The 13,382-nt window shown below is 65.2% G+C and carries 13 protein-coding genes; 6 read left to right on the top strand and 7 right to left on the bottom strand.

Going from position 1 to position 13,382, the window contains the following annotated elements:
* Positions 1 to 200: 200 nt before the first annotated feature.
* The 4 genes from KEM60_RS04695 to KEM60_RS04710 all read right to left on the bottom strand — a co-directional run bounded on the left by KEM60_RS04695 (position 201) and on the right by KEM60_RS04710 (position 4,039).
* Positions 201 to 1,394: an acetoin utilization protein AcuC gene (locus KEM60_RS04695; RefSeq protein WP_219106327.1), complete on the bottom strand. Its 1,194-nt coding sequence runs from the start codon at positions 1,392 to 1,394 to the stop codon at positions 201 to 203.
* Positions 1,395 to 1,514: 120 nt separating this feature from the next.
* Positions 1,515 to 2,018: a GNAT family N-acetyltransferase gene (locus KEM60_RS04700; protein WP_219106328.1), complete on the bottom strand. Its 504-nt coding sequence runs from the start codon at positions 2,016 to 2,018 to the stop codon at positions 1,515 to 1,517.
* Between the two features lie 216 nt (positions 2,019 to 2,234).
* On the bottom strand, positions 2,235 to 3,035 hold the full coding sequence (proC, locus tag KEM60_RS04705) for a pyrroline-5-carboxylate reductase (RefSeq protein ID WP_219106329.1): 801 nt from the start codon (positions 3,033 to 3,035) through the stop codon (positions 2,235 to 2,237).
* Between the two features lie 62 nt (positions 3,036 to 3,097).
* Positions 3,098 to 4,039: a proline dehydrogenase family protein gene (locus KEM60_RS04710; protein ID WP_219106330.1), complete on the bottom strand. Its 942-nt coding sequence runs from the start codon at positions 4,037 to 4,039 to the stop codon at positions 3,098 to 3,100.
* A 297-nt stretch (positions 4,040 to 4,336) separates the two neighbouring features.
* Between KEM60_RS04710 and KEM60_RS04715 the strand changes: the two genes are divergently transcribed.
* Positions 4,337 to 5,026 carry an HNH endonuclease family protein gene (locus tag KEM60_RS04715; protein WP_219106331.1) on the top strand — a complete coding sequence of 230 codons (690 nt, stop codon included), beginning with the start codon at positions 4,337 to 4,339 and terminating at the stop codon, positions 5,024 to 5,026.
* An 85-nt stretch (positions 5,027 to 5,111) separates the two neighbouring features.
* On the opposite strand, the gene KEM60_RS04720 is transcribed toward KEM60_RS04715, so the two are convergent.
* Entirely contained in the window at positions 5,112 to 6,047 is a 936-nt protein-coding gene (locus KEM60_RS04720; RefSeq protein WP_219106332.1) for a sugar phosphate isomerase/epimerase, read from the bottom strand.
* Positions 6,048 to 6,105: 58 nt separating this feature from the next.
* Positions 6,106 to 7,038 carry a Ppx/GppA phosphatase family protein gene (locus KEM60_RS04725; RefSeq protein ID WP_219106333.1) on the bottom strand — a complete coding sequence of 311 codons (933 nt, stop codon included), beginning with the start codon at positions 7,036 to 7,038 and terminating at the stop codon, positions 6,106 to 6,108.
* Positions 7,039 to 7,206: 168 nt separating this feature from the next.
* Between KEM60_RS04725 and KEM60_RS04730 the strand changes: the two genes are divergently transcribed.
* On the top strand, positions 7,207 to 8,850 hold the full coding sequence (locus KEM60_RS04730; RefSeq protein ID WP_255574239.1) for a methyl-accepting chemotaxis protein: 1,644 nt from the start codon (positions 7,207 to 7,209) through the stop codon (positions 8,848 to 8,850).
* Here the strand turns inward: KEM60_RS04730 and KEM60_RS16450 are convergent.
* Entirely contained in the window at positions 8,844 to 8,972 is a 129-nt protein-coding gene (locus tag KEM60_RS16450; RefSeq protein ID WP_255574240.1) for a hypothetical protein, read from the bottom strand. The two genes, KEM60_RS04730 and KEM60_RS16450, sit on opposite strands and share 7 nt — an antisense overlap.
* Here KEM60_RS16450 and KEM60_RS04735 point away from each other — a divergent pair.
* From KEM60_RS04735 to radA, 4 genes are read left to right on the top strand one after another with little or no spacing between them, the layout of a single operon-like run.
* On the top strand, positions 8,971 to 10,203 hold the full coding sequence (locus KEM60_RS04735) for a GTP-binding protein (RefSeq protein WP_219106335.1): 1,233 nt from the start codon (positions 8,971 to 8,973) through the stop codon (positions 10,201 to 10,203). The genes KEM60_RS16450 and KEM60_RS04735 overlap by 2 nt on opposite strands.
* A gap of 35 nt (positions 10,204 to 10,238) precedes the next feature.
* Positions 10,239 to 11,060, top strand: a complete 822-nt coding sequence (locus KEM60_RS04740; protein ID WP_219106336.1) for a hypothetical protein — start codon at positions 10,239 to 10,241, stop codon at positions 11,058 to 11,060.
* The gene (locus KEM60_RS04745; RefSeq protein WP_219106337.1) at positions 11,057 to 11,785 is read left to right on the top strand and encodes a class I SAM-dependent methyltransferase; all 729 of its coding nucleotides are present in this window, start codon (positions 11,057 to 11,059) and stop codon (positions 11,783 to 11,785) included. Before KEM60_RS04740 ends, KEM60_RS04745 begins: the two co-directional genes overlap by 4 nt.
* A gap of 53 nt (positions 11,786 to 11,838) precedes the next feature.
* The gene (gene radA, locus KEM60_RS04750) at positions 11,839 to 13,335 is read left to right on the top strand and encodes a DNA repair protein RadA (protein WP_219106338.1); all 1,497 of its coding nucleotides are present in this window, start codon (positions 11,839 to 11,841) and stop codon (positions 13,333 to 13,335) included.
* Positions 13,336 to 13,382 lie beyond the last annotated feature (47 nt).

The raw sequence follows: 13,382 nt of genomic DNA on the forward strand, positions 1-13,382 counted from the left end.
TGACAGGATGACGAACCCCCAAGCCGTCCAGCAGGAATGCTGGGAGCGTGCAACATCATGGCACGCCAGCAACCTCCAGAGCGGCGCTGCGACCCACGCATTCTTTTCGCGGCAGGTGTCTCACGAGTCCCCTGCCGTAACGGTGCTGCACAACGGCATGACGCGGTATCCCTACGGCGCTACGTCCCGCAGTGGTCATCTCAGTCAAACCAGACATCCAGGCCCCATCCAGGAAACACCGCCTCCCGGGTCGCCATCACCGCGCGATCCACGTTGTTATCCGGGTCAAAGCCCCCATCCCAGGACCGCCACCACACCCGTCCCTCCGCCGACGCCCCATCGCCCATCGACGTTGGCGCCACTACCTGGCATTGACGCTCCACATAGTCCCGCCACCCCTGCGGCACCGGCGCGTCCACCGGAAGGTCACGCCCTTGGACCATCGCCACCAGATGCGTCCAGGCCCGCGGGACCACCCCGACCACCTCGTAGCCGCCCCCACCCAACGCGATCCAGCGCCCGTCGCACAACTCCACCGCCAGGTCCCGGAGCATCGCGGCAGCCCACCGTTGCGCGTCCACGGATAACGCCAGGTGCGCCAACGGGTCATCCGCGTGCGAATCTGCCCCATGCTGACTGACGATGATCTGCGGTGCGAACGACCGCAACACCGGCGGCACCACGGCATGAAACGCCCGTAACCAGGCGGCATCCCCCACCCCAGGAGGCAACGCCAGGTTCACGGCGCTCCCCGGAGCACCCATCCCCCCGGTATCCTGCGCAAAACCCGTCCCCGGGAACAGGATTGCTCCGGTCTCATGGATCGACACCGTCACCACTCGTGGGTCATCCCAAAACACCCGTTCCACACCGTCGCCGTGATGAGCGTCCACGTCGACGTACGCCACTCGTTGCGCCCCCTGATCTAACAACCATTGGATCGCCACCGCAGCGTCGTTATAGATGCAGAACCCCGACGCGTGCCCCGGCATCGCATGATGCAAACCCCCGGTAAAATTCACCCCACGTTGGTAATGCCCCTGCCACACCCCCTGCGCCACAGCCACCGTTCCCGCGACGATCCTCGCGCTCGCCTCATGCATCCCCACGAACGCTGGATCATCGTCAGTCCCTAGACCGCACCGCTGCGAAGCGGCACTTGGATCGACGGAGGCTCGCCGTACCGCCGCGACATACTCCTCATCGTGCACCAAGCACAACATCTCATCGTCCGGGACATCAGGAGTGATCACCTCGACCTCCGACCCACCCAACAAGCCGAATTCGGTGCACAACCTGGCTGTCAGGTCGAGTCGGAGTGGATTCATCGGATGGTCCGCACCGAAGTCGTACCCGGTGAAACTGGGGTCCCACACGATCCCTGTGCGCGTCATACCAGCACGCTAGCGAGGACACCTGCGCTGCAGGGCCAAGCCCACCGCCGTGTCGACGACGCAGCTGCCGCTGACCCGTCCCCGGGGGCTGCCCATGCCAGGCAGCCCCCGAAAACGACCTCAGGACAGGCTCAACACCATCGCGATTTCCTGCTCCCCGGCGTCAGCGCCCGGGGCGCGCATCGGGCGACGGTGCTCACTCGGCCGGAAACCACGCCCGCTGGCAAAGGCCACCCCTCGGGCGTTTTCCGTGCCTACCCAGTAGATGAGATGACGATGACCCGCAGCCACGGCCTCCTTGACGGCCTCAGAGAAGAGATCCACTGCCACGCCCTGACCGCGCAACTCTTGCGGAACCCACAAGCCGAAGATCTCCGCGGCCTCGTCCTGCACCTCAGGATCCCCGGCACGCATCGACAGAATGCCAATGTCCTGCCCATCCCGACGCGCGATCAGCCGACCGGCCCGCAGCATCCTGGCCCGCCACAACGCCTCGTCGTAATCCTTCTCCTCGTCGTACGTCCGCACGAACGCGTCCGGCGACTCTTGCAACGAGCGCAGTCGCATATCCCGGTAGATCGGCCAGTCCTCTTCAGAGAGGCGGCGCACGGTGGTCTCGGTCATTCGTCACCCTTTCCGCGTCCTGGCCTGCACTCAGGCCGGTGATACGAGCGTCCCAGGACGCGATGAACACACGGTAACAGCGCTGTCGACGCCGACCCCGAGGACAACGTCACGCCCTCACCCCATCAGTAGTAACACCACCGCCGCCGGTTGTCGCTACCGGGTGCAGATCGGATCGACCGACGTGACACGCCTCGGATCACACCGACCGGACAGTCACCCGCCCAGCTCGCGGGACCGACGCGCTGACATCTCTACGGCGTCGACCAGCGCAGAACGCACCCCGGCCGCATCCAAAACTCGCAACGCCGCAATCGTCGTACCACCAGGGCTGCTCACCTGCTCACGCAACAGAGTCGGATGGTTTCCGTCCTGACGCAACAGTGCGGCCGCGCCGTACAAGGTCTGCTTGGTCAACTCGGTAGCGACCTGACGCGACAAGCCCTGCGCCACCCCACCTTCGACGAGTGCGTCGGCAATCATGAACACATACGCCGGGCCCGACCCGGACAAACCGGTCACCGCGTCCTGCTGTTTTTCTGGGACCGTCAGGACTGACCCACAATGTCCCAACAATTCCTCGGCGTACGCGACCTGTTCTGGGCCGCACTCTTTGCCGACGGAAAGCACCATCATGCCCTCACCAATCAACGCTGGGGTGTTGGGCATCACCCGCACCACCGCAGTCCCCTCCGGGAGACCCGACTCCAACACGTCCAGGCTGATCCCCGCAGCGACACTAATCACCAACGCCTCGTCAGAAATATGGTCCCGGACCTCCGCCAGCAGGCTGGCCACGCCATCCGGTTTGACCGAGATGAGGACCACCTCCGCCTGAGCGACAGCCCGAACATTGTCCGTGACCTTGACCTGCAGGTCCTCCCGAAGACGCCGGGCCGCATCCTGGTCCAACGTAGTGGCGCTCACCTCCGCCGGAGCGAAAGCCTGCGCCTCAAGCAGCGCTGCAAGGATCGCTGTTCCCATCACTCCGGCACCGAGCACGGCCAGACGGGCCATGTGGACTCTCCTTCTGTTCAGACCTCCAGGGAGGGTTCCCCGAAGGTGGGTTTCGTCACCGATCAACGAGCGAACGCTGCTTTCAGCAGGTCACCAACCTTGCTGGGGTCATCGGCCACCCGCGAGATCAGATAGGCATACCAGTCCTGACCGAAAGGCGTATACACCCGGCACAGATCGCCCCGATCACCGATCACCGCCTGCATCTCCGGGCGGACCCCATACCGCAGTTGGTACTCGTAACTGCCCCGCGGCCGATCCACATGACGAGCCAACGCCTCCACGATCTCAATGAGCCGCAGGTCTTGAGTGGACAGCACCGGGGTCCCCGGATTGGCGAGCAGCACCCGAGCACTCCGGGCGAATGACCGATCCACCTCCGCAGGATGACGGTACCGGTCATCACCGGTCCCCGGGGGGCCTTTGACGAGGCGCACCCGATGCCCCTGCTGTTCCCGTACGTCGGAAGCGGTCCGGCGGAGCGCCGCTTGCAATGAGATCCCCACCCCAGGGAAGTCTTGACGCAACTCGGCGACCGTCTCCACCGTGAGATCCACATCGTCAGCGTGGATCGTCTCCACCGTGACCAGAGCACCGGCATTCGCGGCGGCCTGACAGATCTTGCGGGCTTGGGTCAGGGCCAGATCAGGCCCCTCGACGCCGATCGCCATACCAATGTCAGCCAGCGCAAAACTGACCTCACATCGCCCCTCCGATGCCAACCCCGACTCGCCGAGACGCCGTAACAATGTGCGATAGCGACGAGCGTGGTAGATCGCAGCCTGCGCGTCCTCTGGGACGGGTTGCAGCGAAGTGAGACAGACGTGGCGTCGCTTCAAGACCAACTCCGCGCTGACTTCAACGGCAGAGGCAATCGTCTCACCGGCGACAAACCGACGAACGAGTTCGCGGCTCATAGTGGGTGCCTCGGCGAGACGGCGCAGCCGACGTTCCCGGGCGACCCGACGCAGCGAGGCCGACAGCATGGCCTTGGCGTTGGGCACGGTTCCCCCCCCTCACTGCTGACGAAAAGTCGTGTAACGCGCCCAGGCTAGCGCCATCCGCTGCGGCTGCTCCCCACGCTGCCCCTGAGGGCACCTCACCCGGCCACGGTCGCGGAGCGCCGGAAGTCTCCCCTCCCCGATCAGGGCACAACCCAACTGACCCAGTGCTCCCAAACGATATCGATCACCTCTGACGTCCCATCAGCAACTACGCTCAACGCCAAGCCCGGCAACCGCCGTGGCCAGCCCACAACGACCCCAGGACACGCCCCGTCCCGGAATCAGACAAGGAGGTCGGTGTTGAACACCAAACGGTGGATGCTCACCGCCGCGGTCACCGTGATCGCCATCGTGCTAGGCATTGCCGCAGCCATGATCACCTACAGCGAAAACACCACCGACGGCCCCCGCCAAAACGGCCTACGCGTCGTGGCCTCCCGACAGAAAGTCAGCGGCTACGAACGAGATTGTGGCAAAGGAAAAGGCTGCGTCTTCGGTACTCGATGGAGCGACGACCACCCTGGCCTACGCGGACACAACAAATGCGACACCCGCAACGACCTCCTCGCCAGTCAAGGTCATGACGTCGTCAAAGACGGCGCCTGCACCGTCGCCACCGCAGTCATCGACGATCCCTACACCGGACAGTCCATCCGGATGAAAGCCGGCCAGAACCCTTCCCCGGTGGAAATCGACCACATCTACCCGCTCGCCCTGGCCTGGGACATGGGCGCCTCGAAATGGGACCAAGCCCGCCGCGTCCAATTCGCCAACGATCAAGACGCCAATCTCGTCGCCGCTGAGGCCAAAGCCAATCACAACAAAAAAGACAAGGGACCCGGATTGTGGCTCCCCCCCAACAAGGACTACGTCAAGACGTACGTCTGTAAATTCCGTGACGTCGCCCTGAAATACGACCTCGCTGTGACCGCCGAAGACGCCAAAGCCATCACCGAACACTGCCCGGTCGGCACCAAAACCTCGTAACGACCGTGACGGGGTACGGCAATCAGGGAAAACACCGCCGTACCCCAGGCTGGCTGCGCCCCTGCCCGAGCGATCTCCCCGCCGGTCACCCCCGCAGGCGACGCTTCGTCGCCCGTCGTACCCGACGATCCTCCCGCCGTTCCCGCCGTCGAGCTGCCCCCGCCCGCATCGTCGTCAACCGCTGATGATGCGGGTGCGGCACCGGCGGATGCTGCGCTGGCGGGTGCCCCAAATGCAGCCGCGCAAACATCAACGACTCCAACAGGTCCGCCTCCCGCTGCGCCATCGAGCACTTCCGAGTCGAGACCTCCAAGCAGACCGCCCCGGTAAAGCCCATCTCCGGCAACCGCGCCACAAACTCGTCACACGGCTGGCCACCACGCCCCGGCACCAGATGCTCATCCATGAACGACCCCGACCCGTCCGCCAGATGCACATGCCGCAACCGATCCCCCAACGTCGCCTGCATCTCCAACACATCGCTTCCAGCCGTCGCGGTGTGCGACAAATCCAACGTGACGTTGTCATACGGCTGCGGCACCGGATCCCACCCCGGCAAATACGCCTGCACGTCAGTGCGGCGCGCCCGCCACGGAAACATGTTTTCTACCGCGATCGGCATCCCGGTGGCGTCCTCCCGCTCGGCGACCCCGTCAGCAAAAGCCCGCGCATAGTCGCGCTGCCACCGGAACGGCGGATGCACCACGACCACCTCGGCCCCCAACTCCTCAGCCAAGCTCACTGACCGGTCCAGCTTCACCCACGGATCGCTGGTCCCCCACACCCGTTGAGTCACTAACAAACACGGCGCATGCACCGACACCACCGGGACGCCATACTCCTGCGACCAGCGGCGCAACAAGGACACTTCTTGGGTCAGCGGATCCGACAGGACCATCACCTCGACCCCGTCGTACCCCAGTCGAGCGGCAGTCTCAAACGCTGCCTGCGGTCCTAACGGATACACCGAGGACGTCGACATCGTGACCCGGATGGCACTCGGCGCTGAATCGGCGACCATGGAACTCAGGGTAGGCGCACGAGCTGAGCGCCATTCAAGGGGCTCCGATCACACCAGGTCACGGTGCAGGAATCAGGTCCAACTCCGCCAGGATGACGCCCTCCCGCAAAGCCCACGGACACACCACCAGATCCTCGATACCCACCAAGTCCATCACCGCTTCGACCACCAATGCCCCCGCCAAGACCTGTCGGCTGCGGTCCGCCGAAACCCCCGGCAGAGCACACCGTTGCGCCGCGGTGCGTCCGGCTAGCTCCGGCACCAAGGCATGCAGATCATCCCGCCGTAACGACCTGGCAACATAGGGGCCCTCTTGGCTGGGTGCCGCCCCGCACATCCGAGCCAATGAGCGGATCGTCTTCGACGTCCCGACATACCGATCAGGGACCCCCACCTTGGTCAGGTCCCGCACCACCCTCGCAATCTCGGCGCGAATGTCCTTACGCACTGAGCGGATCTGCTCCGACGACGGCGGATCTCCAGGCAGTCGTTCCCGAGTGAGTCGCCCCGCCCCCAACGGCAACGACAACGCCACATCAGGATCCTCATCAACCCCCGCCGCCAACTCCAACGAGCCGCCACCCACGTCGACAAGCATCAACCTGCCACTCGACCAGCCACACCAGCGCCGCGCCGCCAAGAAGGTCAACCGCGACTCGTCCTCGCCCGGCAGGACTTGCAAAGTGACCCCGGTACGCGCCGCCACCTCCGCTAACACGTGATCCCCGTTGGGCGCCTCCCGGATCGCGCTGGTCGCAAAACCCCGCAAGGTTTCCACGCCCCAATCTTCCGCCTTGACCGTGCATTCCTGCACAAAGGACACCAAGGTCTGACAGCCTTCGTCGCTGATTCCTCCGTCATCGGTGGTGTGCTCGGACAGCCGCAACGCCATCTTGTACGACGACGCTGGCAGCGGATGCGCGCCCCAGTGCGCGTCGACTGCGAGGAGATGCACCGTATTAGAACCGACGTCGATCACTCCCATGCGCATGGCAGCGAGAGTAGCCGTCACCGCCGCTGAGATACCGGAATTCCGCTCCCGCTGACCATTTTCACTCAGGTCTGGGAAGAAGCCGACGACAAGTGGCTCAGGAACCCCCGGCATGCATATCGCCATCTCTGTGTCCCCGGCTCTGGAGTCCACACCATGACCGCTTCCATGACAGCCCCGCAATCCGGCCTCGACGAGCACGACAGTCCCCTGGGACGACGCATCGGGATCGGCGCCAAAATCATCGCCATCGGCATTCTCGGCCTGATTAGCACTCTGCTGATGTTCGGCATCAACATGTGGGGCCAAGGTCGGGTGGAACAGACCACCGACGAGATGAAGGCAGCTCAGCATCTCAGCTGGACCTCCCTCAAGGTGGACCAGTTGATCTCGGAGATCAACCGACGTCAAAACGGTGTTGTCGTCGACCTGCTGACCATCGGTCAGAAAGGCGCCGAACCGACCTCGGGCCAACGGTCAAAGTTCCTCGCTCGGCAGAAAGAACTCAACGACCTGCTGGACAACTTCCCACCGCTGCTCACCGACGGTGACCGTGCCCAGCTGGAGCTCCTGAAGAAGCACACCGCCAACTTCAACAAGTACGACGACGAAGGCATTGCTAACTTCCGCAAAGACACCGCCGCCAGCCGGGCCCTGGGCTTGGACCAGATCATGAACCAGTGCGTGCCGGACATTGTCGAGCAGAACAAAGCGTCCTCGGCCATCAACGACACCGCCCGGAAAGGCGTCGTCGAGGCGGAACAGAAAGTCGTCGATGTCCGCAACACCACCCGCATCATCACCCTGGTGACGATGCTCATCGCATCTGCCCTGATGATCGGCTTGGCTGTCTTTATTGCTCGCGGGATTCGCGGGTCAGTGCAGTTGGTGCGGGCATCTGTGGATGCCATGCGCCGCGGCGACCTGACGGTGCCTTGCCGCCGGACCACCAACGACGAGATCGGCGACATGGCAGCGTCCACGGAGAGCACCCGCATCAGCCTGCAGAGCATCATGCGTCAGGTGGGGACGGCCGCGACCTCCGTCGCTGCCGCTTCCGAGGAACTCTCCGCGACCTCCTCGCAACTCAACAACGCTGCTGAACGCTCCTCCGGTGAGGCCGCGCTGGCCACCCAGTCCGCTGGTGAAGTGTCCTCGAACGTGCAGACCGTGGCCGCTGGCACCGAAGAAATGACCGCCTCCATCCGCGAAATCTCCAAAAACACCACCGACGCCGCCGGCGTCGCCGCCTCCGCCGTCCAAGTCGCCGACCGCACCAACACCACCGTCGCCAAACTCGGCGAATCCAGCATCGAAATCGGCAACGTCATCAAAACCATCACCTCCATCGCCGAACAAACCAACCTCCTCGCCCTCAACGCCACCATCGAAGCCGCCCGCGCCGGGGAAGCCGGCAAAGGCTTCGCCGTCGTCGCCAACGAAGTCAAAGACCTCGCCCAAGAAACCAGCAAAGCCACCGAAGACATCGCCCACCGCGTCGAAGCCATCCAAATCGACACCGAAGCCGCCGTCGCCGCCATCAGCGAAATCGCCGCCATCATCTCCCAAATCAACGACACCCAAGCCACCATCGCCTCCGCCGTCGAAGAACAAACCGCCACCACCAACGAAATGGGACGGAATGTCTCCGAAGCCGCCTCCGGGGCCAGCCGGATCGCGGACAATATCGACGCGGTGGCTCGGGGCGTGGCTGACACCACCTCAGCAGCAAGCAATACCGCCCAGGCTGCCGACGAGTTGGCTCGCCAGGCAACAGAATTGCAAGGTCTGGTGGGTCAGTTCCGCTACTGATACGCCGAAGAGAGCCGCACTGACGGGTCGGGGATGTCCGGGGAAAGCCTGGACACCCGGCCCGTCGTCGTGAACACGGGCACCTCCAACATCGCCACCCCATTGGGGATAATGGTTCTCATGTCCACATCTGCACCGGTTGCCGCCCCACTCCCAGTCACCGTCCTGTCAGGCTTTCTCGGCGCAGGCAAGACCACCCTGCTCAACCACGTCCTAGCCAATCGAGACGGCTTGCGCGTCGCCGTCATTGTCAACGACATGAGCGAAGTCAACATCGACGCCGCCCTGGTCGCTGACGGCTCCAGCCTCTCCCGCACCGAGGAACGCCTCGTCGAACTCACCAACGGGTGCATCTGCTGCACCCTGCGCGACGACCTCCTCGACGAAGTCGGCCGACTCGCCGCCGAAGGACGCTTCGACCACCTCCTCATCGAGTCCTCCGGCATTTCCGAACCCATGCCCGTCGCCGCCACCTTTGCCCTGGAAAGCGACGACGGCTCCACCCTGTGGCAACGAGCCCAACTCGACACCATGGTGACCGTCGTCGACGCCACCAGCTTCCTCACCGAACTCGCCCGCGCCGACGACCTCATCGAACGCGGCCTAGACCAGCACGAAGGCGACGACCGCACCGTCTCAGCGCTCCTCATCGACCAAGTCGAATTCGCCGACGTCATCCTGGTCAACAAAACCGACCTGGTCCCCGCCGAAGAAACCGAACGGCTCGAAGCGACCCTGCGACGACTCAACCCGCTCGCCGATGTCATCCGCACCGACCACTCCCGCATCGACGTCACCCAGATCGTCGGCGCCCGCCGCTTCGACATGGAACGCGCGCAACAGGCCCCCGGCTGGGTTGCCGAACTCAACGGCGATCACGTCCCAGAAACCGAGGAATACGGCATCTCCTCCCTGGTCTTCCGCTCTCCCCGCCCCTTCCACCCGGCTCGGCTCATGGACCTTCTCGTCCATGACCTCGACGACGGCCCCTACGGTCGCATCGTGCGCTCCAAAGGGTTCTTCACCCTCGCCAGCCGCCCCGACGTCACCGGATTGTGGAGCCAAGCCGGCGGATCAGCCCGGTTTGACCCCGCAGGCGCTCGCGACACGACGTACGACGACCACGACGGACCGGCCGCCTCGCACGCCGAGGAACTCGTCTTCATCGGCATCAACCTCGACGCTCCCGCCCTGCGCACCCGGCTCCAGGCGTGCCTACTGACCGACGCCGAATACGCCGAAGGCCCCGACCAGTGGCGACAGTACGACGATGAGTTCCCCGCCTGGGAAGGCTACGGTCCAGACGACGCCTGCGAGCACGAAGAATGCCAGGACCACCCTGACCACCAGTGACCCGAGGTGTCGGCTGGCCGCCCTATAGTGATCACGTGGCCGGCCGACACCCACCCCGAGAAACTCCCCTCGACAACCCCCGCACGTGGATCGAATTCACTGACCCCGCCGAACCAGCCCAACGCCTCCGCTGCGACCTCACCTGGCTCACCTCGTCGTACGCCTGCATCTTTGCGGCAGGATGTCTCGGGATCGACCGGCACCGCCCCCACGACGGCTGCTGCGCCCTCGGCGCCCATCTCACCGACCACGACGACCTGGTGCGGGTCCGCGACGCCGTCACCCAACTCACTCCCGACGACTGGCAGCTGCACCAGCACAGCACCGGCCCCGACGGCTGGTGGGAAGACAGCGACGACCTCACCGAGGACGACGAAACCGAACTCACAACCCGACTCGTCGACGGTGCCTGCATCCTGCTCAACCGCGCCGACCACCCCGGAGGGCCCGGATGCGCTCTCCACCAGTACGCCCAACGCCACGGGCTACCCCCACACAGCGTCAAACCCGACGTGTGTTGGCAACTCCCGTTACGACGGACCTACCGCACGGTCACCCTTCCCGATGACACCGAATACCTCGAGATCAGCATCGGCGAATACGACCGGCGCGGCTGGGGTCCCGGCGGCCACGACCTGCACTGGTATTGCACCGGATCTGCGTTATCGCACCACTCGAACAGCGCGCTCTACCTGAGCTGCGCCGCCGAACTCATCGAGCTCATCGGCCGTCCGGCGTACGACGAACTCCACCGCCTCATCACCGCCCACCCCGGCATCATCACGTACCCCGCCACCACCGTTGCTCACCACCCACCAGCACCCACCACGTCCGCACCAGGCCGCACGCCCCGATGAAACCTCACGACGCCATCCCCTCCCCCAATATTTGGGAGCATCCCGAGATCTACGAGATCGAAAACCAGGCCGTCGACCCCGACGGGTTGATCCTCGCCGCTATCCAACGCCTCCACCCCCTCGCCGGACAAGATGTCCTCGACCTCGGCTGCGGCACCGGATATCACCTGCCGATCTTCGCCAACCTCGTCGGCACACATGGCAGCGTCACCGGCGTCGAACCCCACCCGCCGTTAATCGCCGCCGCCCGCCGCCGGTTGATCGCCCACCAGGACGACGACCGCGAAGGCCCCGGCCCCGTCGTCCATGTCCTCCCTGGATCAGCGCAGCACATCCCCCTCCCTGACCACAGCATCGACCTCGTCCATGCCCGCTGGGCCTACTTCTTCGGCCCCGGATGCGAACCTGGCCTGGCCGAAATCGCCCGCGTGCTACGCCCCGGCGGGACCGCCATCATCATCGACAACGACGCCACCACCTCCACCTTCGGCACCTGGTTTCGGCGCGCTATGCCCCACTACGATCCACTCGCTGTCGACCGGTTCTGGCGCCGCCGTGGCTACACCGCCGAACGCCTACTCATCCGATGGCAGATGGCCGATCGGGCTGATTTCGAAGCGGTCGTCCGCATCGAATTTGCCCCTGCCATCGCCCAAGAACTCCTCGCTTCCCACCCCGGGCGCGATATCGACTATGCCGTCAACCTGTGGTGGTCGCGCTACTAACCCCACCCACCCAGCCGAACCAGTTGTCAGTACCGGCCGCTACGGTGCCACACATGGCACGCACCACCCCCTCCCGCGCGGCACGCTCCGCCCCCGGATACCGCTGCACCGAATGCGGCTGGACCGCCGTCAAATGGGTCGGGCGCTGTGGCGAATGCCAATCGTGGGGCACTGTCGAAGAAGTCGGCCAGACCACCGCACGCACCGCCCCAGCCACCCGCCTAGATCGTCCCGCCCGCCCCATCGAAGACGTCGACGCCTCCCCGGCAGCGGCACGCACCACCGGAGTCCCCGAATTCGATCGGGTCCTCGGCCGGGGCCTCGTCGCCGGATCGGTCGTCCTGGTCGCCGGTGAGCCAGGAATCGGCAAATCCACGCTGCTGTTGGACGTCGCCGCCCGCACTGCCCGACTCGGACACACCGTCCTCTACGTGACCGGTGAAGAATCCGCCGCCCAAGTGCGCCTACGCGCCGAACGCATCGGAGCCCTCGCCGACCAGCTTTACCTGGCTGCAGAAACCGACCTGAGTGCCGTCCTCGCCCAGATCGAGAAAATCACCCCCGACCTGCTGATCGTCGACTCGGTCCAAACCATCGCCTCCCTCGAGGTCGATGGCTCCGCCGGCAACGTCTCCCAAGTCCGAGAAGTCACCGCCAGCCTCATCAGCACCGCCAAAACCCGCGACATGGCGACCCTGCTCGTCGGCCACGTCACCAAAGACGGATCCATCGCCGGGCCCCGCGTCCTCGAACATCTCGTCGACGTCGTCATCCAATTCGAAGGCGAGCGGGGGTCCCGTCTCCGCCTCGTCCGGGCCGTTAAAAACCGCTACGGCCCCACCGACGAAGTCGGCTGCTTCGACCTCGGCGACACCGGCATTGAAGGACTCGCCGACCCCAGCGGACTCTTCGTGTCCAGCCGAGACCTCGTCGTCCCTGGCACCGCTGTCACCGTCACCCTCGAAGGACGCCGACCCCTCGTCGCCGAAATCCAAGCCCTACTCGCCCCGACCTCCGCCCCCTCCCCCCGACGTACCACCTCCGGCCTGGACTCCTCCCGGATCGCGATGCTGCTCGCCGTCCTCGAGCGACGAGCCCGCATGCCGGTCGGCCGCTGCGACACCTACGTGTCCACCGTCGGTGGCGTCCGCGTCGCCGAACCCGCTGCCGACCTCGCCGCGGCTCTCGCCATGGCCAGCTCGGTCCTCGATCGCCCCCTCCCCACCGGCATGATCGCCCTCGGTGAAGTCGGACTCGCCGGTGAAGTGCGTCCCGTCACTGGTGTTCCCCGCCGCCTCGCTGAGGCCGCCCGCATCGGGTTTACCCGCGCCGTCGTCCCCGCTGGGTCCTTCACCAACGCGGCCCGCGGACACCGCGACGGCGGGCTCTCCCCTCGACCAGTCGGGCCAGTGATCAAGGCCCCCGGCATCCCCGACACCATGAGCGTCATCGAAGTCGCGGACCTACGCCACGCCGCGCATCTGGTCCTCACCGACACCAACGACACCACGGCACGAGCCAGCGACGCTGTCGGCGAACGACCCGGCTGATCAGGGCACCCGCACAGGTCACCCGTAGGATGCGCAGGACGCCCCAC

This window comes from Austwickia sp. TVS 96-490-7B (genome assembly GCF_019331795.1).
In the GTDB taxonomy this organism is placed as follows: Bacteria; Actinomycetota; Actinomycetes; order Actinomycetales; family Dermatophilaceae; genus Austwickia.

Excerpts from the sequence above, each read along its gene's own strand:
- KEM60_RS04730 (WP_255574239.1), top strand. The coding sequence starts at position 7,207 with ATGACAGCCCCGCAATCCGGCCTCGACGAGCACGACAGTCCCCTGGGA.
- radA (WP_219106338.1), top strand. The coding sequence starts at position 11,839 with ATGGCACGCACCACCCCCTCCCGCGCGGCACGCTCCGCCCCCGGATAC.
- KEM60_RS04745 (WP_219106337.1), top strand. The coding sequence starts at position 11,057 with ATGAAACCTCACGACGCCATCCCCTCCCCCAATATTTGGGAGCATCCC.
- KEM60_RS04725 (WP_219106333.1), bottom strand. The coding sequence starts at position 7,038 with ATGCGCATGGGAGTGATCGACGTCGGTTCTAATACGGTGCATCTCCTC.
- proC (WP_219106329.1), bottom strand. The coding sequence starts at position 3,035 with ATGGCCCGTCTGGCCGTGCTCGGTGCCGGAGTGATGGGAACAGCGATC.
- KEM60_RS04720 (WP_219106332.1), bottom strand. The coding sequence starts at position 6,047 with ATGGTCGCCGATTCAGCGCCGAGTGCCATCCGGGTCACGATGTCGACG.
- KEM60_RS04735 (WP_219106335.1), top strand. The coding sequence starts at position 8,971 with ATGTCCACATCTGCACCGGTTGCCGCCCCACTCCCAGTCACCGTCCTG.
- KEM60_RS04700 (WP_219106328.1), bottom strand. The coding sequence starts at position 2,018 with ATGACCGAGACCACCGTGCGCCGCCTCTCTGAAGAGGACTGGCCGATC.
- KEM60_RS16450 (WP_255574240.1), bottom strand. The coding sequence starts at position 8,972 with ATGAGAACCATTATCCCCAATGGGGTGGCGATGTTGGAGGTGCCCGTG.
- KEM60_RS04695 (WP_219106327.1), bottom strand. The coding sequence starts at position 1,394 with ATGACGCGCACAGGGATCGTGTGGGACCCCAGTTTCACCGGGTACGAC.